General features: G+C 35.7%; 20 protein-coding genes and 1 pseudogene. 19 read left to right on the forward strand and 2 right to left on the reverse strand.

What is annotated here, in order from left to right:
- Positions 1 to 10: 10 nt before the first annotated feature.
- The 17 genes and pseudogenes from M3183_RS05610 (at position 11) to yunB (ending at position 18,488) form a co-directional block, all read left to right on the forward strand.
- Complete coding sequence (locus tag M3183_RS05610) at positions 11 to 1,762, forward strand: site-specific integrase (protein ID WP_251467360.1); 1,752 nt, start codon at positions 11 to 13, stop codon at positions 1,760 to 1,762.
- On the forward strand, positions 1,746 to 2,504 hold the full coding sequence (locus M3183_RS05615; protein WP_251467362.1) for a hypothetical protein: 759 nt from the start codon (positions 1,746 to 1,748) through the stop codon (positions 2,502 to 2,504). The genes M3183_RS05610 and M3183_RS05615 overlap by 17 nt, the downstream gene beginning before the upstream one ends.
- A gap of 157 nt (positions 2,505 to 2,661) precedes the next feature.
- The gene (hsdR, locus tag M3183_RS05620; RefSeq protein ID WP_251467364.1) at positions 2,662 to 4,983 is read left to right on the forward strand and encodes an EcoAI/FtnUII family type I restriction enzme subunit R; all 2,322 of its coding nucleotides are present in this window, start codon (positions 2,662 to 2,664) and stop codon (positions 4,981 to 4,983) included.
- 147 nt (positions 4,984 to 5,130) lie between these two features.
- The gene (locus M3183_RS05625) at positions 5,131 to 5,493 is read left to right on the forward strand and encodes a replication/maintenance protein RepL (RefSeq protein WP_251467367.1); all 363 of its coding nucleotides are present in this window, start codon (positions 5,131 to 5,133) and stop codon (positions 5,491 to 5,493) included.
- Positions 5,494 to 5,506: 13 nt separating this feature from the next.
- Positions 5,507 to 6,943 (forward strand): class I SAM-dependent DNA methyltransferase, encoded by a 1,437-nt coding sequence (locus M3183_RS05630; protein ID WP_251467371.1) that lies wholly within the window; start codon positions 5,507 to 5,509, stop codon positions 6,941 to 6,943.
- Between the two features lie 6 nt (positions 6,944 to 6,949).
- Positions 6,950 to 8,263: a restriction endonuclease subunit S gene (locus M3183_RS05635; protein ID WP_251467378.1), complete on the forward strand. Its 1,314-nt coding sequence runs from the start codon at positions 6,950 to 6,952 to the stop codon at positions 8,261 to 8,263.
- A gap of 334 nt (positions 8,264 to 8,597) precedes the next feature.
- Complete coding sequence (locus M3183_RS05640; RefSeq protein ID WP_251467384.1) at positions 8,598 to 9,689, forward strand: SAVED domain-containing protein; 1,092 nt, start codon at positions 8,598 to 8,600, stop codon at positions 9,687 to 9,689.
- A 7-nt stretch (positions 9,690 to 9,696) separates the two neighbouring features.
- A complete protein-coding gene (locus M3183_RS05645) occupies positions 9,697 to 11,079 on the forward strand; it encodes a nucleotide-binding domain-containing protein (RefSeq protein ID WP_251467386.1) in 1,383 nt (460 codons plus the stop codon).
- A 1,259-nt stretch (positions 11,080 to 12,338) separates the two neighbouring features.
- Positions 12,339 to 12,788 carry a hypothetical protein gene (locus M3183_RS05650; RefSeq protein ID WP_251467388.1) on the forward strand — a complete coding sequence of 150 codons (450 nt, stop codon included), beginning with the start codon at positions 12,339 to 12,341 and terminating at the stop codon, positions 12,786 to 12,788.
- A gap of 343 nt (positions 12,789 to 13,131) precedes the next feature.
- Positions 13,132 to 13,602 carry a hypothetical protein gene (locus M3183_RS05655; protein WP_251467389.1) on the forward strand — a complete coding sequence of 157 codons (471 nt, stop codon included), beginning with the start codon at positions 13,132 to 13,134 and terminating at the stop codon, positions 13,600 to 13,602.
- Positions 13,603 to 13,630: 28 nt separating this feature from the next.
- Complete coding sequence (locus tag M3183_RS05660; protein WP_251467390.1) at positions 13,631 to 13,801, forward strand: hypothetical protein; 171 nt, start codon at positions 13,631 to 13,633, stop codon at positions 13,799 to 13,801.
- Between the two features lie 332 nt (positions 13,802 to 14,133).
- Positions 14,134 to 14,274 carry a hypothetical protein gene (locus M3183_RS05665; RefSeq protein WP_251467392.1) on the forward strand — a complete coding sequence of 47 codons (141 nt, stop codon included), beginning with the start codon at positions 14,134 to 14,136 and terminating at the stop codon, positions 14,272 to 14,274.
- Between the two features lie 358 nt (positions 14,275 to 14,632).
- A pseudogene (locus tag M3183_RS05670) lies at positions 14,633 to 14,977 on the forward strand (DUF72 domain-containing protein); the annotation flags it as partial.
- A 59-nt stretch (positions 14,978 to 15,036) separates the two neighbouring features.
- The gene (locus M3183_RS05675) at positions 15,037 to 15,858 is read left to right on the forward strand and encodes a sulfite exporter TauE/SafE family protein (RefSeq protein WP_251467393.1); all 822 of its coding nucleotides are present in this window, start codon (positions 15,037 to 15,039) and stop codon (positions 15,856 to 15,858) included.
- Between the two features lie 7 nt (positions 15,859 to 15,865).
- Positions 15,866 to 17,212, forward strand: coding sequence for a bifunctional metallophosphatase/5'-nucleotidase (locus tag M3183_RS05680; protein ID WP_251467394.1), 1,347 nt, complete (start codon positions 15,866 to 15,868; stop codon positions 17,210 to 17,212).
- 67 nt (positions 17,213 to 17,279) lie between these two features.
- A complete protein-coding gene (locus tag M3183_RS05685; RefSeq protein WP_251467395.1) occupies positions 17,280 to 17,582 on the forward strand; it encodes a YunC family protein in 303 nt (100 codons plus the stop codon).
- Positions 17,583 to 17,690: 108 nt separating this feature from the next.
- Positions 17,691 to 18,488, forward strand: coding sequence for a sporulation protein YunB (gene yunB, locus M3183_RS05690; protein WP_251467397.1), 798 nt, complete (start codon positions 17,691 to 17,693; stop codon positions 18,486 to 18,488).
- A 22-nt stretch (positions 18,489 to 18,510) separates the two neighbouring features.
- Here the strand turns inward: yunB and M3183_RS05695 are convergent, their stop codons facing one another.
- A complete protein-coding gene (locus M3183_RS05695) occupies positions 18,511 to 19,503 on the reverse strand; it encodes a M23 family metallopeptidase (RefSeq protein WP_251467399.1) in 993 nt (330 codons plus the stop codon).
- A gap of 173 nt (positions 19,504 to 19,676) precedes the next feature.
- Between M3183_RS05695 and lipA the strand changes: the two genes are divergently transcribed.
- Positions 19,677 to 20,594, forward strand: a complete 918-nt coding sequence (gene lipA, locus M3183_RS05700; protein ID WP_251467401.1) for a lipoyl synthase — start codon at positions 19,677 to 19,679, stop codon at positions 20,592 to 20,594.
- A 115-nt stretch (positions 20,595 to 20,709) separates the two neighbouring features.
- Here the strand turns inward: lipA and M3183_RS05705 are convergent, their stop codons facing one another.
- On the reverse strand, positions 20,710 to 21,342 hold the full coding sequence (locus tag M3183_RS05705) for a YhcN/YlaJ family sporulation lipoprotein (protein WP_285878721.1): 633 nt from the start codon (positions 21,340 to 21,342) through the stop codon (positions 20,710 to 20,712).
- 116 nt (positions 21,343 to 21,458) lie between these two features.
- On the opposite strand from M3183_RS05705, the gene M3183_RS05710 reads away from it, so the two are divergent.
- Complete coding sequence (locus tag M3183_RS05710; RefSeq protein WP_251467407.1) at positions 21,459 to 21,734, forward strand: YutD family protein; 276 nt, start codon at positions 21,459 to 21,461, stop codon at positions 21,732 to 21,734.

Below are 21,734 nucleotides of genomic sequence, written 5' to 3' on the forward strand. Positions count from 1 at the left end.
GGCGAATAGTATGGAAACAGTCAATATTATGGAGGAACTTATAGAGAATATCCAAGATTTTAATGATAATAGATTTAACTTGGAAAGTTCAATTGAGGAATCTATTGCTGTTCTTGAAGAAGAAATGAGTATAAACAAATTAAGTGAGTGTCATTTTAAAGAAAATAAATGGTACTTAGAATCTACCTTTCTTGCAAAGAGAGTAGGAATTGATTTCAATAAAATAAGGGAAAGTATTCAATTTAACAAAAAAATTGATGCAATAGAATTCATTAATATAGTAAAGTGTTGGACCGCCTCTTTAATTGAGGGAGGATATAATTCAAATGTTGTTGCAAAAATGGTTAATGAAGGGTTGAAAGATTTTCTGATTATAACAAAAGGTCTTACAGAAGCAAACGAAGATGAACTTGCAGATACACTATTAAATTTATCGGAGAGTAAAAAAAGGATTGTCTGCAATAGTGCATTAAATTTTTTGGATTATTTTCCAGATTTAGGTGAGGATTATGCATCTTTACTGTATTCCGTCAAACCAGAATATCAAGGTGCTAAAGCAAGATTACTTCCCCCTTCTAAGGATATTCTTATCTTTTCAAAAGTTTTAGAAGAATATTTTTCTAAGGACCTGTCTGAATTAGAATATCTTAAGTGGTTTCCTATTTGGCTGTGGTGGAATTTAACAATGTTGATTCCTATGAGACCTTCTGAGTATTGTACTATAGAACGTGATTGCCTTTTACAAAAGGATGGTAAATTTTACATTAAATTACCCAGGCATAAACAGAAGTTTAATAACAGAAGAAACATACAGGTTCTTGATAAAATAAGTATTCCTGAAAAGTTATATAGAAAGATAGAAGAATATAAAGAAAAAACAGAACCTTATGGTAGAACAGATACTTTGATTTCTTATTTATCCATTCCACATTTTGTAGATAAAAGATATTTTCCAACCACTACATCATTTCATGATAATAAATTGAATCCATATAATTATTCAATAAATATTCTGAGGGAGAATTTAAAGAGTTTTTATGAATACATTGTTTTCGGTGAGTATAATGTTCTACAGGTGGAGGGTGAATCTGATATAGAAGGATTATCTCTTACTCAAAAGCTACGACCTGGGGATACAAGACATCTCGCATTTCTCAATTTAAATAGGCAGGGTTATCATCCAGTGGAAATTGCAAGGATTGGTGGTCATAATACAATATATTCTCAAAACCACTATTTCAATCATGTTTCTAATTTTGTAGACCTTGAGATATTAGAGTTGATTGCAAATATTGATTTAGATAGTTATAAGAATAAAATGGAAGATTCGGAAACAAAAAGCGACCATTCGATTAGTGTATCGTTCATTGAGAAGTATGTATTAAGACCACCGATGGGTGACGTTAAAATAAAATTGAGGGATGGCTATTGTACCGATGCTAACCAGAATTGTAAGGTGGAAGATTGTTGGGAATGTGATTCTTGGCGAATAACAGAAGAAGAATTAATAGAAAAACAAGATATTTTAGCACAAAAATTAAAGGACTCCGAATCTGGTATTAATGAAGTTGTAGGTAATCTTACAAACCTATATAAGGGTATTTACAATAATATTGGAAAGGATGAATTTTATTCTTCCGACAACCCAGAAATACGAAATGAGTTAATTAACAAATCAAAGCGGATAGACAACGCAATTAGAAAATATATCAATCTTATGAAGGTAAAAGAAAGGATTGATTCTATTGGAAACAAGAGGTAGAAAACCAAAGATATATCCTCAACCAGAAATTGACAACATCATTTACCGATTTACACAAGAAGATAAGGTTGGTGGATTAATTAGGTATTCAGAAATGTATCGGTTCGCTAACAAATTGTATGAAAATGGGGAAATACCATATAAATTTAGTGAAGATTATTGGAGACGGGATGGCAGACAAGGAAAAGAAACGATAGATAAAGCCAATAGATTATATGAAACTACAATTGTAAACAAAAAGACAAATGAAACTGATATTTTTGTAGATACAGAAGAATGTGTCAATAAATTCTTTACAGGTAAACCGTCAGATAAGAAAAGATTGATTCAAGCCTTAAAGATTAACGAAAAAAAGGCAAAGGATTCAAATAATCTTTTGATTAAGATAGAAGAATTAAAGCAGGAAATATCCATCCAAAAAGACAAGAATAAGGAATTAGAGGTATTGGTGGAGCAATATCAAAATACTTTATTTTCATGGTTCAATGCAAGTCTAAAATCAGATGTCCCTTTAATCAATTTGATAACTACAGGGAAGTCGAGACATCCAATTATTGATTTGTTTTTTAAAACTGCATTTTCTAACCCAACTGAGGGATATGAAAAATTTGAACAATTCAGGAAAAATGCTGAAAGAAATAATGAAAAAGCAATAGCAAATACAAAAGATAGTGTTGTGACACCAATAAATAAGAAAAGTAGACTTCAGCAGATAACAGAACAGTTTAACCAAAAGGAGTAAAAAGAATTTTTATGAAGGACTACCCATATTTTAAAATTGGGTGGTTTTTTGTTTTGCGTAGAAATGATATATATTGACTATATTTTATAAAATAACTAATAGAATTCCATTGATTAACAGTTATAATAATATTGATAGGGAAGGAGGTATGTTTTCAGTGGATAAGAAAAAAATGAGCGAACGTGATATTTGTACGAAATTCATTAGTCCTGCTGTTGAACAGGCAGGATGGGATATAAAAAAGCAAGTTAGAGAAGAATATGGCTTTACCGATGGTCGTGTAATAGTAAGAGGAAACTTAACTACAAGAGGGAAAAGAAAAAGAGCTGACTACCTTCTTTATTACCAAGCAAATTTACCTATTGCCATTATTGAAGCAAAAGATAATAAACATTCTATCGGTGCAGGGATGCAACAGGCTATTGAATATGGAGATATATTAGATGTACCTTTTGTCTATTCAAGCAATGGCGATGGCTTCATTGAACATGATATGTTGACTGGTAAGGAGCGTGAGCTTACGTTAGCAGAGTTTCCTTCACCATCAAATTTATGGCATAGATACAAGCAGTTTAAAGGTATCACACAAGAACAAGAGGAACTGATTACAGAGCCTTATTATTATACAATTGGAGACAAAACTCCACGTTATTACCAACTCAATGCCATTAATCGTACCATTGAGGCGATTGCAAAAGGGCAAGACCGTATTTTGCTGGTCATGGCTACTGGAACTGGTAAGACATATACAGCATTCCAAATTATTTGGCGGTTATGGAAAGCTGAAAAGAAGAAGAAAATCCTGTTTTTAGCTGACCGTAACATTTTGGTTGACCAAACTATGCAAAATGATTTTAAACCCTTTCAAGGGGTTATGACGAAGATTGAAAACCGTCAAATGGATAGTAGTTACGAAGTTTATTTGGCTTTATATCAACAGCTTTCAGGCAACACAGACGAAATGGAGATTTTTCGTCAATTCTCACCAGACTTCTTTGATTTAATAGTCGTGGATGAAGCTCATAGAGGAAGTGCAAGGGAATCTTCCAGATGGAGAAAAATTCTTGAATACTTCCACAACTCTACCCAAATCGGTTTAACTGCTACACCTAAAGAAACCGATAAAATCAGTAACATTGCTTACTTTGGTGAACCAGTTTATACTTATTCCCTCAAACAAGGTATTGAAGATGGCTTCTTAGCACCGTATAAAGTGATTCGTATTGGCATTGATAGGGACTTGGAAGGGTATCGCCCAACCAAAGGACAATTAGATAAATACGGTCAAATAATTGACGACAGGGAGTATTATTTAACGGACTTTGATAGAGATATTGTATTAGAAAAAAGAACGGAATTGGTCGCCAAGAAAATAACAGAGTTCTTAAAGAAAACAGACCGTTTTGCTAAAACGATTGTCTTCTGTATTGATATTGAACATGCAGAACGAATGAGACAAGCTCTGGTAAACGAAAATGCTGATTTAGTAGCAGAAAATCCAAAATACGTCATGCGAATTACTGGAGATAATGCCGAAGGCAAGGCTCAATTGGATAATTTTATCGATGAAGAGAGTCTTTATCCAACCATTGTTACCACAAGTAAATTAATGACAACAGGTGTGGACTGTAAAACTTGCAAACTCATTGTATTGGACAACATTTTTGGTGAAAATGGTATGACGGAATTTAAGCAAATTATTGGTAGGGGTACACGTTTAAAGCCCGAATACGGAAAAGAATACTTTACGATTATGGACTTCCGTAACGCATCTCGACTGTTTGCTGACCCTAACTTTGATGGCGAACCAGTACAAATATATGAACCTGATGAAGATGATGACATTGTTCCACCTACGCCACCTGGTGGTAATGGTGATGATGACGATAACAATGATGATGGAGATGGTGACGGTGAAAGAAAGAAAAAGTTCTATGTAGCCGATGCTGGTGTCCAAGTCTTGAATGAAAGAGTTCTTTATTATGACAAAGATGGAAAACTAATTACAGAAAGCCTGAAAGATTATTCTAAAAAGACAATCTTACAAGAATTTGCTACGTTAGATGACTTTATCAAAAAGTGGAACAGCGAAGACCGTAAACAGGCTATTATTGATGAATTAAAGGAACATGGTGTCCTTTTAGAAGCTCTTAAAGAGGAAGTTGGCCAAGATTTTGACGAGTTCGACTTAATCACTCACATAGCCTTCGATATGAAGCCTATGACACGTTCAGAAAGGGCTAAGAAGGCTCGGAAGGAAGATTACCTTTCCAAGTATTCAGGAATAGCCAGAGACGTGTTAGAAGCCCTTATAGACAAGTATCAAGACGAAGGCAGATTTGACTTTGAAGACGTACAGCTTTTAGAATTAAATCCATTTAATAAGTTCGGAAATCCTATGAAGATTACCAAGTCATTTGGAGGTAAAAACAATTATATTCAAGCAATCAAGGAACTTGAAAAGAATATTTACGCTTAATGTAGCTCTTTCCTTTAGGAAGGAGCTTTTTGTTCGACAGAATTAATCAAATTATGACTTGATGAATACAAAAAATGCAGATAAAATATTAATTAAAAAATGTTAATTATATTCATTGTTTTTGATGAGTTTTATGGTGGTGATAAATTGAAGAACTCAACTGAATTTGAACAATCGAAATGTTATTTGGAAGACCTATTATTGCTAAATGGCGTTCCGAAGAACCTTGCTCTTCTTCTTTTTGAGTTATTGAGCTATGTAAATAAAGATAATCAAATTGTTATCAACGCTTTTATCAAAAAAGAATTAGCTGAAAAAGTGAAAATCAGCAAAGGAACAATCGATAATGCCTTAACAAAGTTAAAAGATTCAGGGCTATTGGAACGGTTAGATAGAGGGGTTTATGTCCCTCATGCCACTCTATTAAATGCTTCAAAGTTAATCAAAGGTAATATAGTTTCATTTAAAGTAACCTATGGAAAAAATAAAAAAGAGATAGAACCGAGTTGAAAGGGGTTTTAATATGAGTATTGAAACATTAATTAAACGCATTCAGGATATAATGCGTCAGGATTCTGGTGTAGATGGTGACGCTCAGCGTATTTCCCAAATGGTGTGGTTACTATTTTTAAAAGTATATGATGCGAAAGAAGAGTTGTGGGAGTTCTATGACGAAAATTATAAATCCATCATACCAGAGGAATTACGTTGGAGAAATTGGGCAGTTGACGAAAAAGACGGTAAAGCACTTACAGGTGAAAAATTGCTTGATTTTGTCAATAATGAGCTTTTCCCTACGTTGAAAGATTTGAAGGTAGATGAAACAATTGAAAAAAGAAGTGCTATCGTAAAATATGTTTTTGAAGATGTCTTTAACTATATGAAAAATGGTACGCTTCTACGCCAAATCATAAACGTGTTAAACGAAGTGGATTTTACCGAATATGAAGAACGTCATACGTTCAATGATATTTATGAGAATATTTTAAAAGACCTTCAATCTGCTGGAAATGCTGGAGAGTTCTATACCCCACGACCTGTAACAGAATTTTTGATTGAAATGTTGAATCCTCAAATTGGTGAAAGTATTGCGGATTTGGCGTGTGGAACAGGTGGGTTCTTAACATCAGCAATTTCTCACATGGAAAGTCAAGTAAAGACTCCAGAAGATAAAAAAGTGATACAGAGGAGTTTGTTTGGGATTGAAAAAAAGCCACTTCCATATTTATTGGCAATGACTAATTTAGTTCTCCATGATATTGATTCACCAAATCTAATTCATGGAAACTCTTTATCCAAAAATGTTAGGGATTATAAGGAAGAAGATAGATACTCTGTAATTGCAATGAATCCCCCTTACGGTGGCACTGAAGAAGATGCCATTAAAGTGAATTTCCCTGTTAGTATGCAATCCTCTGAAACTGCAGACTTATTCATGACTCTAATCATGTATAGGCTAAAGAAAAATGGAAGAGCAGGTGTTGTTCTTCCAGATGGATTTTTGTTTGCTACAGATGGTGCGAAGAGAGCCATTAAAGAGAAACTATTAACTGAATTCAATTTGCATACAATTGTTAGGTTGCCCAAAGGGGTATTTTCACCTTATACAGATATACCAACGAATCTTTTATTTTTTGATAAAACTGTACCTACAAAAGAAATCTGGTATTATGGACATCCACTTCCGCAAGGATTTAAAAATTATACAAAAACCAGACCAATTAAATTAGAGGAATTTAAAGCTGAAATTGATTGGTGGAACAACAGAACTGAAAATGAGTATGCTTGGAAAGTTTCGATAGAAGAAATTATATCCAAGGGATATAATCTTGATTTTAAAAACCCAAATAAAGCCGATGAAAGTACCAATCTTACTGCATCTGAAATTTTATTTAAGATACAAGAAAAAAATCAAAACATTCATCACCTTATTGAAGAACTAAATAGGATTTTGAGGTAAGTAAAAATGAAAAGTATTAAATTTATTCAACTCGGAAAAGTAATTGAAAGAAATAAAGAACAAGTAACGATTGAAGATAATCAAACTTATAAACAGGTAACAGTTCGACTTTGGGGTAAAGGTGTTCAATTAAGGGATGAAGTCAAAGGGCATGAAATCAAGTCTGCCAAAAGATTTATTGTAAAACCAAACCAATTTATCATTTCTAAAATTGATGCAAGAAATGGAGCTTCTGGTTTAATTCCCAATGAGTTAGACGGAGCTGTAACAACGGGGGACTTCCTTTCTTTTAATTTTAATGAAGACTTAATAATTCCAGAATATTTATTCTGGTTGAGCAAAACAACATGGTTTATTGAGCAATGTGTTAAAGCAAGTTCTGGAACAACCAACAGGGTAAGATTAAATGAGAAAAAATTTTTAGAGATTGAAATACCACTTCCTAATATCGAACAACAAAAAGTGGTTATTCAGAAAATAAATAATGTGGTTGGCCTTATAAATCAGGCTGAAACGGAACTTAATGAACAAAATGAATTAGTTGCTGAATTACAAAAGGCTATTTTGTGTCAGGGGATACAAGGAAAATTACTTGAACAAAATTCAAGTGATGAACCTGTTTCAGAGCTTTTAGAAAGATTGCAAAAGGAAAAAGGTGGTCAAATACAAGATGAAATTCCAATTTCTGAGGTGCGATTTGAATTGCCCAAAGGATGGGAATGGGTAAGGCTGGGAGATATATCTTCCTATATTCAAAGAGGAAAGTCTCCAAAATACTCTGAAATACAAGAAATTCCTGTAATTGCACAGAAATGTATTCAATGGAGTGGATTTGAAATCCATAAAGCAAAGTTTATAGACCCAGATACATTGAAAGGTTATTCAGATGAAAGATTCTTAAAGTCAAATGATTTATTATGGAATTCTACTGGATTAGGAACACTTGGAAGAATTATTGTATATAAAGAGGAATATAACCCATTTAAGATTGCTGTGGCAGATTCGCATGTTACAGTTATAAGACCGTTTAGTAATATTGTTGATTCACAATTTTTATTTTATTGGTTATCAAGTCCTTTTGTACAATCTGAAATCGAAAGTGTGTCTACTGGTAGTACAAAGCAAATAGAATTATCTACATCAACAGTGAAAGAGTATCCAATTCCTTTAGCTCCCTTAGAGGAGCAAAAGAGAATCGTGAAAAAAATTGATAGTCTTATGGAATATTTAAATAAGCTCAAAGAAGAAATTCATTTGGCTAAAGATGAAATGCAAAATTTCACCAAGAAAGTATTCCAAGAGGCTTTCGGTCAATTATAATCACAACAGTCATAATCAAAAAGGTTTCTCTTTATTGAAAAGGTAACATAAAAACTGGAATTCAACTCTTTTTTATTGAATCTTAATGAAGACATTGACACTGGACACATCGTGTCTTCTATGTAACCGAGCCTAATAAAAGTTCGGTTCACGAAAGAACGACCAAGAAGACCACCCCTTGCTTTTGCGGAGCTTTGGGTGGTTTTCTTTTTCTACAATTTATTTAAATAAGACACCTTTCGGGATGTGTGTTGAATAAAAGAATACAGGTCAATAATATCTATAAACATGGTAAAATAATACTATTAAAATTTAGGAGAGAAGGTTTTAGTATTTGAACAATCTATTTTCAAAAATAAAAGATTTCTTTAGAGGCTGGTTTGAAAAGAAAATCACTTTCTTCCTAATCACAAGTGGAGTCGGTGTATTATCGACTGGATTTGCCCAAGATTGGTGGAAAAGTGTACTTGTATCTTTTATAAATGAAGTGTTTGATACCCATTTAGAAAACACAGAAGAGCCAACCAATTACGTTTATTTAACAATATCAACATTAATTGGTGCAGGATTAATCGGATTAGGATTTTGGTTTTATTTCAAAACAAAAGAAAAAGTAAAGAAACAAACAATGTTGCAAATTCGCCATTCCTCTATAGAATCGGTAGATTACACCAAAGTTGATGTTGATTTATCCGATTACAATATCGAACCATATCCAATTCTTCAATTAGAAGAGCTTAAAGTAATTAATGAGACTAATCTTCGCCATGCATTACGAGAGCAGGAGAAAACAGTTACAAAAATTCTCCAACGTGTAGATGGAAATAATGATATCGAGTTATCCTATTGGGGATTGGCTCATATTCCATTACTTTTTTTGCTTGGCTATCAAATAGCTGACAAGTCGAATAGCTCCTTTTATGAATGGAATCAGAATCAATTAAGGTGGGAAAAAGTTAAAGACAAACAGACGATATATCCAACCCTGAAGATAGAGAAAAATAATTCAAAACAAGGTGTAGACGAAACAAATGAGGTAGTTGTTAAAATAGGAATCACTTATCCAGTTAATGATGCTGACCTAAATGGACTTGATTTGGATAACTTTAACTCCTATTATCTCCATTTAGAACATCCACACCGAAATGCGATTGTTTGTATGGAGCAACTTAATCAGTACCAGAAGCAATTTCGACAGCTTTTAGATGAAATCAATCAAACCTATCCTCAATTGAAAAAAATTCATTTATTATATTCAGGACAACCTTCCTTAGCGTATCGTTTGGGAAGTGCTATTTCTCCAAGAATGGATAAAGAGATTTGGGTCTATAACTATGTAGGGATATCTTATCCAAAGTACAATTGGACTATTAATCTTAAGAAAATAGGAAATCAAATAAGTATAAAAATAACAGGGGGAAAATAGAACTGGAATGAAAAATCTGAATAGTAAGTTTAACACATTTTATGGTAAACATGTGGTTTTGCCAAAAACCGAAAAGGATTCTCTTTTTGAGAAAAAAAATCTAAACATTAAACGATTGAAGGAAGGGTTAAAAGAATACAACGAGGAGAAAGGCACAAGTTACAAATTAGCAGAAGAACCTATTGTTCAAGGTAGTGTGGCGATGTCTACAGTTACTCAAAACGAAAGTAAGGACTATGATATTGATGTGGCTATTGTTTTTGAAAAAGACCAACTTCCAGAAGGAACAAAAGCCACAAAGAACATCATCGTGGATGCCTTAAAACGAAAATGCACAAATTTTAAAGTCGAACCAACAGCAAAGACGAATTGCGTTCGTATAGAGTATCAGGAAGGGTATCATATTGATTTTGCTATCTATCGCAGATATAAAGAGAATGAACAGGATGATAGTTACACATATGAACATTGCGGTAGTGAATGGAGAGAAAGAAATCCAAGAGCAATAACGAAATGGTTCTTGGATGAAAATAAAGAAAAGAATTATCAATTAAGAGAAGTGGTTCGTTTGTTAAAAATGTTCTGTAAATCAAGAGAGAGTTGGGTAAATATGCCTGGTGGACTCATTCAAAGTGTTTTGGCAAACGAACAATTCCAGTCCTATGAGAGAATGGATGAATGTTTCTATTATACTGCAAAGGCGATTAAAGATAGATTAGAAGAAGACACAGAAGTAGTTAATCCTACGGATGAGACCAAGAGTCTTAAATTGGTTAGCAAAGATGATACGAAAATGGTCAATTTATACAACAGACTGAAAGATAAGTTATCAAAATTAGAAATTCTCTTTGATGACAATTGTACCGATTATCAAGCAATTGAAGCATGGGAAGCGTTCTTTAATCATTCTTATTGGACAGAACAAAAAGAAAAACTTTCAAAGGCATTGGAATCCTACACTTCTCTTAATGAAATGGAGGAATTTATCCATTATCGAGAAACCGAGGAATTTATTCAACATCTATTTCCAGTGAACTACGAATCTCAATATGAAATTACGATAGATTGTAGAGTAGTCCGAAATGAAAAAACAATTGGTTGGTTACAGTCTATGATGAAAAAAAGAGAGGTATTATTACCGAGTTGTCAGTTATACTTTATTGCTAAAACAAATGTCCCTGCACCTTATAACGTGTATTGGAAAGTGAAAAATAGAGGGGTAGTAGCTGAAGCAAATGATATGATTAGAGGAGAAATTGTACAGACAGATAGCTTGTTTCATTATGAAGAGACATCTTTCAAAGGGAATCATTATGTTGAATGCTATATTGTCAAAAATGGAGAATGTGTTGCTAAACAAAGAATTAATGTAGATATTAAAATTTCCTAAGAATATATGTAATCCTTTTATAGATAATTTATCCTTATTATTTATACTGGAATTTTCTTCCTCGCTAATGTAATCTAAAAGAGGACAATGATACTGGACATTTATCGTTGTTTCTTATGCCGAGCCTTTAAGGGTTTGGTTTCACCGAAAGGATTATTTACGAGAACGACAAGGAGGACCACCCTTTTTTGCTGTGACGGAGCTTCATGGTGGTTTTCTCCTTATTTGAATCATATCTAATATTTTACGCACTTTACAAAATGTATCGAAAAGTGACGCTTCAGAATGGAGTAATTGGCACGATGGCATAAGAAATATGTCATACAGTAAGGAAAATATCGACTTTGAATAAGTATAAAAGCGAATAATAGGCTTTAATATACAATAATGTCACTTCGGAACGGAGAAATCGGAACACCCCGTTATTCATGTCTGATAAGCTACAAAATGTCACTTCAGAACGGAAAAATTGACACGATGAAACAAAAATACGCCATATAGTACGGAAAAATACGGACTTTGAACAAGTAAAATGTCGGATAATATGTAGAATTATAAAAAATGTCAATTCAGAACGGAGAAATCGGAACACCCCGTTATTCATGTCTGATAAGCTACAAAATGTCACTTCAGAACGGAAAAATTGACACGATGAAACAAAAATACGCCACATAGTACGGGAAAATACGGACTTTGAACAAGTAAATGTCGGATAATATGTAGAATTATAAAAAATGTCAATTCAGAACGGGGAAAATGGGGCTAATAAATATGGATTGGTAAGAATTATGATTTTGTTGTTGTAATTCTGTCCATCCAACATTATTCTATAAATAATAAAGGTCACATATATAGGCAAATTCAGAGGCATCTTGCTATAGACTCATCTACTTAAAAAAAAGTAGGGTAGTAGTCTATAAAGCAGGATGCCTTATTTTTTGACTATATTCAAGGGATAAGTGAGGTGTAAAGCATTGCAAGGATGGAAAGTAAGTATAGGGAAGTGGGGTGAAAAGTAATGGGTTCATTAATTGTTGTAAGTCTATTTGCAATAGTAATTATTGTAGTTTTAGCAGTGGTATCTGTGAAGCTGATATTAAGGAAATGGAAACGATTTTGAAAAGCATTGCTGTTAATTTTGTTGTTCCTACTGTAAACGTTAAATAGATTTATAAGAAAACCCTGATATGTTGTATTTAAACAAAAGGTGTGGGTTTGTTTTCTGTTTCGAGTATCTTGGTATAAGGGGGAAAGGTTTAATGGAACAAGATTGGAAAGAAAAGTTTAAAGCAGAAATACTTGAGGATATAAAAAAAGAGGCAAAGCAGGAAGTGGCAGAGGAAGTTGCCAGAATTTATGTGGAAACTACTAATTATGATGATGAAAGGATTTCTGAAAAGTTTGGAGTACCTATTTACAAAGTTCAACACTTTAGAGAAGAACATCAAAAGTTAGAGTTTGCGAAAACCTTAGAAATAACAGCCGAACCACAATATATTGAGGATAGATTATTACCTTTTCAATGCTTACCGCAAGATATGTATGTAAGATGGGGGAAACTGGATGGGGCAAGAAATATGATATTGCTTGGTCTTCACGCAATAGGTTGGAATGATTTTTTAGAACTCCTTTCTGGTGATAAAAAGGATATCTTACGAAAGCTGTTAAATGAACAAGGTGTGGGTGATGAAGAAAATAATGAAGAATGAGCAAGAAATACCAAAAGAATATTGTCCGTTCTGTGGTAAGAATTTGATAAGAGTACCTTCGGAACAAGAACAAAAGAAATACAACCTTCGTTATGTCAGTGAAAAAATTGGTATATCCAATTGGGATTCAATTGTTGCCTGGAAATGCCCATATTGTTTAAATACATGGAAGAGGAAGTTATAACTTTGGATATGCAGTGTTTATTTATTCCATTACTTCGGGAATTTACTCAAAATGGCATGATTGATAGTTTGGAATATCAAACCTAACTGGGGTTCATAGGGTTGAAAAGATTATAGACCAAGTGTACATACGAAACCAAAACTATAGGGAGTGTTGGTAATGGAGCTTAAACCTCACAGAGAACCGCAAAAGATAACATTTGACCAGTATAAAGAATATACTCCAGAAAAGGTTGAAATGTTTGAGAACAATCTGTTTTTCAGCGAAGACGAACGGATAAAAATGCTTTTGTTATTAATGCAGAATGTAGGATTAGAAACAATGGTGAAAAACTTGCCGATAAAAACCCGAAAGGAATTGGGAGAAATCGTGGAAGAAATGGAAATGGAACGAAAATGCACAGAGATTGTTGAACAAGTGGTTTTACAATTTGGTCGTTCGCTCAACATGAATCATGAGTATCAATATAACAAGAAAAATAATACTTTATATATCTATTGCTATGTTCTCGATACGAATTCTCTTTGGTATTATCGTTATTATTACAACAGCGAAGATGATAAATTTATTGAAACGGAGAAACAAGGATTAGAGTCTGCGGAAACAATACGAAGATTAATGAATAAATAACTTGTTATTTTTTGGAGGAGCGATAGTTATGCCGATTCATGCTGTCATCTCATCTGATAAAAAGAAACTGGAAAAACAGATTCAAGCATTGAAGTATCAATTGGAACAAGATATCAATGATAAGGATAAAAAAATTCACTCCCAAGCATTGGCAGTATTAGAATTGACCCTTGAAAATTCTTACATGCGGTCATTATAAAAAATACAGGTCAGCATCGAAAACTTCTCTACCATTTTTACAGGGAAGTTTGTTTTTTTAAACTTTTCTTATACTGGTGTTATATCCCTTTTTATTGTAATCTTAAAGTGGATAACGATACTGGACATTTATCGTTGTCCATATAACCGAGCTTTAAGGTTTGGTTCATTAAAGGTTATTTACGAGAACGACCAGGAAGCCACCTTTTTGCCTAATGCGGAGCTTGGGGTGGTTTTTCCATTTGTGATTTCAAATTTTTACACTGATTTACATATAGATGTAAGGTTTAGAAAATGATTTGGAAAAATTACATTTATAATGAGGTGGTTTCAATGTCATTAAAATGGAAGAAAAGAACCCCGATAGTTAATCCCAATAGAAGACCGATGTCTGTTGACCATGAATCTGATTTGGAAAAAGTACGGAAAATGAATGAAAAAGCTCTTCGACTTCTTGCAAAATTAGGATACTAAGGGGGTATTTTAACAATGGGTGCAAAGAAATTCGTGGCTAAATCAAGAGTTTATTGCCCCCTTCCTTCTCCTTCTCCAATGACTGCTAAACGAGAAAGGGAAACAAAGGAGCTTCTTGAATTTTTAGAAAGACTAAAAAGGAAATGGTTTTTCCTTAGAAAATCGTGACGGTTTTCACTTGATGCACCAAGCAAGAGAAACACAAATATAAATTCAATAAAATTGTATTTTTATACATAAAATACTTAAATTTTTGTTTAAATTAATTTATTTCGCACAAATACATTTGGGTGAAATTGATATAACATATGATATTAAAGGGAAAAGTTAATTTCACACAAACATATATCTAATATAATGTGATGAGCCGCAGGCAGGCGAAGGATCTATACCGGCAATCTTAGAAACCACGCATCCTGATAAAGTGTTAGTCCGATTTCATGGGAGGAATATTTACGGCTGGCAAAAGCAAAGACGATCTTCTGAAGATTGGCGCGAAGTCCGCTATCTTTACCGCTATAACAAAGAAGAGCTTGAGGAATGGGCAGAACAAATTATAAAATTAACGAAGACAAGCAAAGATTTATATCTTTTGTTTAATAATAATTCCGGCGGGGATGCGGCAGATAATGCGAAACAGATGATGCAGCTTTTACATATTGAATATGAAGGACTTGCTCCAAGACAGCTGGATTTATTTTAAAAGTAAGGATGTATGACGGCAGGAAAACACGTTAATTTAGGAATGTAGAAGGTGAAAATATGGAATGGATTATATTACTTTTAGTAGGAATTGCGGCCAGTTCATTGGGGTCGCTGATCGGCATGGGCGGCGGAATCATTGTGGTGCCGGCTTTGCTGTATTTATCAACACTTACAGCCTTTAGTCATCTGACTCCACAGGTGGTTGTCGGGACATCGCTGTTTACCATGATTTTTACAGGCCTTTCGTCCACATTGGCTTACTTGAAGCTTAAAACGGTTGACTATAAAAGCGGACTTATCTTCCTTATCGGAAGCGGACCAGGGAGTATCCTTGGGGCATGGGTGACGGAAAAATTAGACTTGCACTCTTTTAATATTTATTTTGGGATTTTTATTTTGTTCGTCTCTATTGTCATGGTGATAAAGGAAAAGTTAAAACCTCTTCCATATAAAAAGGAAAAAGGGATTGTCCGAAGTTTTACCGATAATAGCGGGGAAACCTTTGAATATGGCTTTAATCCAATTTTAGCTGTGGTCATCTCCTTTATTGTCGGCTTCCTGTCTGGTATATTTGGAATTGGCGGGGGATCTTTAATGGTTCCAACCATGATTTTGTTATTTTTCTTTCCGCCGCATGTAGCCACTGCGACTTCAATGTTTATGATTCTGCCCACTTCGATTTTAAGCTCCATTACACATATTGCCCTGGGAAATGTTAATTGGCTTTATGCACTGGCATTGGTTCCAGGCGCTTGGATCGGGGCAAAAGTGGGGGTTTATTTAAATTCAAGGCTTAAGAGTAAAACAATTGTATTAATCATTCGAATTATCCTCATAGTAGTTGCCGTACGGCTAATTTATGAAGGAATAACAGGGTAGTGTTGATATGGAAAAAATTCATGTTTATCATACAAATGATGTTCACAGCCATTTAGAGCATTGGCCAAGACTCCATCATTTCATTGAGCAAGAAAGGGAACGTCATTTAACAGCCGATGAAGAGTTCTTCCTCTTTGATATTGGTGATTTTATTGATCGCTGGCATCCATTAACGGAGGCGACGATGGGGAAGGAAAATATCAAGCTTTTAAATGAACTTCAATATGATGCGGTGACAATCGGGAATAATGAAGGAGTCAATCTTCCACATGATGATTTAAATCATCTGTATGATCATGCGCATTTTGATGTACTGTCAGCAAACTTTTATTATACAAATGGGAAATACCCTGACTGGGTGCGTCCATACAAGATTTTTCAAACAAAAAAAGGGACAAAGCTCGGTGTAATCGGGTTAACAGTAAACTTTCCCCATTTATATCATTTGCTTGAATGGAAATGCACTGATCCTGTTGAGGAATTGAAAAAATGGATAGATGAGGTAAAAGAGCAGTCAGATGTCATGATCCTTCTTTCTCATCTCGGTCTCAGCATGGATGAACAGTTAGCTGAAGAGTTTCCGGAACTGGATATAATCTTGGGTGCTCATACCCACCATGTTCTTGAAAAAGGAAAACTGGTCCATGATACACTTCTTGGAGCAGCAGGGAAGTTTGGGTTTTATGTTGGACATGTAACATTGGAGCTTGATCAGCAAAAAACGGTTCAAAACAAACAGGCAGTTCTATATGAAGTAGAATCTCTTCCAGCTGTAGTGAACGAGGCAGAGCAAATCGATTCATTTTTTAATGAGGGTAAAGGATTATTGCAAAATAAAGTCACGACATTGAACGAGACACTGGAAACAAATCCATTCCAGGAAACAGTGTTCTCAAGGCTTTTGTGTGAGGCGGTAAGGGAATGGTGCGGCGCTGATTGTGCTATGATCAATGCCGGATTGTTATTAGGGTCATTATCTGGCGATGTTACAGAATATGATTTGTTATCCATTTGTCCTCATCCGATTAACCCATGTGTAATCGAGCTGACAGGTACAGAATTATCTAAGATCATTTTGGAATCCATGGATGAATCACTGCATCATCGTGAAATTAAAGGACTTGGGTTTAGGGGAACTGTTTTGGGGATATTTGTATATGACCAAATCGAAATCCATTCAGACAGGATTTTGGTCGGGCAAAAGCAATTAGAACCGGAAAGAACTTATTCGTTAGCTTTGCCTGATATGTTTACCTTTGGCCATTTCTTTAAAGAAGTTTTGCCGAACAAGGAGAAAAAGTATTTTCTTCCTGAATTTCTTCGTGATATTTTAAAATGGAGACTTAAAAACTAGTCCTTTGCCTAGGACACATTTTTCCCTATTGACATAGTGTGTTAGTAGGGAAAGGAGTGTAGGACTCTTGATTAATCTTTTACCAATCGAGATTAACGGCCATACATTTTTGGCAGTGTCCGTGCAGCTTCCAAAAACAACGCTCTTGGCAGTTCAGAGTGATAAGGGCTATATCATGTGCGGTGCTCTTGATGTCGGTCTGCTAAATGAAAAACTTAAGGACCGTAGGATTATTGCCGGGAGGGCAGTTGGAGTCCGTACGATTGATCAGCTGTTAGATGCTCCGCTGGAGTCAGTGACCTTGGAAGCAGAGGCATTAGGCATTCATAAAGGAATGATTGGCAGGGATGCACTGCTAAAGATGATTTAAAAAGCCTGTTTAAAATGCAGGCTTTTTTGTTTTGCTTGTCCATATCTTACAGCCAAGTTTTTTGGGCTAGTTCACCTTTTTTTAGCATACATATAGCTAGAAGGGGTGATGAACTTGGCTAAATTTCGCAAAAGACGCCTGCGGCGGGGAGCGCTGCCATTCCGATATGTCATACTGTTATCCTTTGTCTTTTTTATTTTATCGACAGCAATAGGAATCATACTGGTGAACAAAGGAATCGAACCTACGTTAATGCGCTATGCTGAAACGGAAACAAGAAATATTGCTTCGGTTGTCATCAATAAGGCCATTACAAAACGAACAACAAATGTTGGAGAAAATAATGATGTGATCGTTGTATCAGCCGGCAAAAACGGTATCGGGCAAAATGCCCAATTAAATACGGATCTCATCAACCGGGTTTTGGCGGAAACAACGGCCCAAATTCAAAAAAATATCAGGGCAGCGAAACAGGGGAAACTTGCTTCTCTTGAACAGTTGACAGATGTAGAAATTGAAACAGAAGATTCGTCCGATAATGAAACCATTACATGGTATGTGCCATTGGGGCAATCAACAAATATTGCCTTATTGGGAAACCTAGGTCCGAAAATTCCCGTCAAATTTCATGCGATCGGTGAAGTGGAACCGGATGTTAAAATAAAAAAAGAAGAAATGGGGATTAACAATACTTGGATAGAAGTTTCTGTAGACGTTGAAGTATCCGTACAAATTATTACACCGTTTGCGACGGATATAACGAAGCTAAAGCAAAGTATTCCAGTCGGCGGCCAGCTGGTGGAAGGAGAAGTTCCGCAGTTTTATAACAGCGGCGGGGGAGTCACTCCTTCTTTTCAAGTTCCAATAGAGGAAAAGCAAGATAAATCCAAAAAGAAGAAAAATTAAAGGACTATCCGCATGGACAGTCCTACTTTTTCTTTCTCATTTCCATCCGTTCAAGCTGTTTCCATCTTGCTAAATGTGGATAAGGGTCGAATGACCATTCTAATCTTCCATTGTCTTTATACATCCCATAATGTAAATGAGGCGGGAATTTTCCAGAGGTTCCAGGAGGACCGTAGCCAGTGCTTCCTACTCCGCCGATTACCGTTCCCGGCTCGACAATTTGACCGACGTGGATATCTTTTGCGAACCCGCTTAGATGTGCAAAGTAATGGTACGTATTATTGATGTCACGGATTCCAATCCTCCAGCCGCCATACTTATTCCAGCCCTTAATTTCCACTACTCCATAGCAAGTAGCTCTTACTGGAACGCCATAACCTGCAAAAATGTCAGTTCCTTCATGAATCCGCCGGCCGCCCCAGCCTCGTCTGTCTCCCCATGTACTCCGGTAACTGTGGTTGCTATGAAGGGGCACAGGAAACACCCGCTTGTCTAAATCAAGCCTGCCAAAGTGGCGGTACAGCTTTGCATAGGTCGCGATGCTGCCAACAGTGCGATCGCGTTTATAATAATTCCATAAACCAATTTTTATATTATCGTGATCGACCCCGTAGGCTGTCAGATAATTGGCCATCGCATATAAGACATCTTCATCTTGATTCAGGCTTGCCTTGCCATCCCCATTCCCATCAACTCCAATCCCGTTAAAAAATTGTATAATTGCAGGATTTTCCTCAAGAAGATTCGGATTGGCCGGCCCTGCCCAAACTTCCTTTGGGAAATAAATACCCAAAACTCCATTTGGTTTTGGCAGATCACGGCGGACTGAGCGCATATTTCTTTCATATTGGTCAATGGCCGCTAAATAATACCATGGGACCTGGGTAACTGTTTCAACCTTTTTATAGAGAAGCATTCTTTCTTGGTATGGATTGGCACCCGGTTCTTTTGCCTGAACCGTGAATGCTGTATTAAAACAAAAAAGAAAGGCTCCAATGAATAGAGCAGCACGCAAAGGAATCTCTCCTTCCGATTAAATTACAAGTTTAGTTTATGAATTATAAGAAATTTCATTATCGCTAATATATGGTAAGTGTTTCAAACCAAAAAAGTTTGCTATCTTGTGGTTACGGGAATCGTATGTTAAAGTGACATCAGAAGAAGTATTTTTCAATGGGGGGGCTAAAAATGAGCAAGAATGATGATGTTCTAAGAAAACCAGATTGGTTAAAAATAAAGCTTAATACAAATGAGTCTTATACAGGATTGAAAAAATTAATGCGGGAAAAAAATTTACATACGGTTTGTGAAGAAGCCCGCTGCCCCAATATTCATGAATGCTGGGGGTCACGCCGGACAGCTACATTCATGATTCTTGGAGATACCTGTACCCGTGCCTGCCGGTTTTGTGCGGTAAAAACGGGTCTGCCAACAGAATTGGACTGGGCCGAACCAGAAAGAGTTGCTGATTCTGTGCAATTAATGAATCTTAAACATGTTGTTGTCACAGCTGTTGCCCGTGATGATTTAAAAGACGGAGGAGCCGCGGTTTTCGCTGAAACGGTACGTGCCATCCGCAGGAAAAATCCATTTACAAGTATTGAAGTTCTTCCATCAGATATGGGAGGCAAGGAAGAAAATTTAAGGGCTTTAATGGACGCAAAGCCAGATATTTTGAATCATAATATCGAAACAGTCCGCCGGTTAACTCCAAGAGTCAGAGCTCGTGCAAAATATGACCGTTCCCTGGAATTCTTGCGCCGTGCAAAAGAAATGCAGCCGGATATCCCAACTAAATCAAGTCTAATGATTGGTTTGGGAGAAACAAAAGAGGAAATTATCGAGGTGATGGATGATCTGCGGGCAAATCATGTGGATATTATGACCATTGGGCAATATTTACAGCCAACCAGATCACATCTAAAGGTACAAAAGTATTACAGTCCTGATGAATTTAATGAGTTACGGGAAATTGCGATGAGCAAAGGCTTTAATCATTGCGAAGCAGGCCCGCTTGTCCGTTCTTCCTATCATGCAGATGAACAGGTTAATGCCGCTGCCAAACATAAGCAGCTGCTTGGAGAACAAAATGCACAGGAAGCATAAGAAATGTGCAAGTCCTTCTTGGCGCTTGAACGGGCTATTTTCAAGGCCGGAATATAACACTTACTTTTAAGAAAAGAACTGCAGTCCAAAATTAGAGGCTGCAGTTCTTTTTATTTTATTGAGTTCTGTTTTGATCTTCCGGTGCCAAACCGTTTGCATCTTCACCAGAATTTAACTTGCTCCCTTGAGGTGATTTTTTCATTTTATTGATGACATAATTCACCTGTTCACGGGCTTGTCGATTAGTTGAATTAAGGCTTGCAAGATTTTCCACATCCTGCATTAATGATTTGTTATCAGTGACATACACATGATAATATCTTGGTACAACAGACATTGCTGTTCTTTTTACCTGGTCTGCTGTTAATTTCCGATCTTTCGTATCGGCTGCATAAGCCACTAAGACCTCTTTATCAGTGACAAGTGTGGCAGCGTCATTTACGTTCGGAAGATTTACACTATATTTACTAATGAGATGGGCAAGCTGTTCCCGGTCAATGGCTGACCTTTGATCATTGGCACTATTATCATTCATCACTGGACTTTTTTGATGGCGGACAAAGCCATAGTCATTGCTGACATTGCGAATAGACTTGCCGGCGCCTTCCCGGTATAGCTCATGCCGCTCATTATTGACATTAACGGTATTGCCTGATTCTTCATATACATCTCTGTTACCCATATCCTTTGAACAGCCCGTTAAAGCTGTAATAGCACATATGCCAAGTGTGATGGCTGCTTTTTTCAAATGAAACACCTCCTTTTATTAGAATGACCAAAGCCTATATTTTTTTTCTTAGTAATTGATGGTTTATCGGTTATAATGGAAGATAGACATGTGTGGCGAATTAGAGGTGATAAAGCATGGTTATGATTAATAACACTGCCTATGAGCTCCTTCAGGAATATCGGAATGGATTTAATGAAGAAGCGCTAAAGGCGAGATACAGCGATATTTTATCCAGATATGATTATATTGTCGGTGATTGGGGATATGGCCAGCTCCGCTTAAAGGGATTCTTTGATGATCAAAACCAAAAGGCAACCTTCGATACAAAAATAAGTACATTAAGTGAATACCTTTATGAATACTGCAATTTTGGCTGTGCCTACTTCGTATTAAAAAAGATAAAAAAATAA

The sequence above is a fragment of the Neobacillus mesonae genome, from assembly GCF_023715155.1.
Classification (GTDB): Bacteria; Bacillota; Bacilli; order Bacillales; family Cytobacillaceae; genus Neobacillus; species Neobacillus mesonae_A.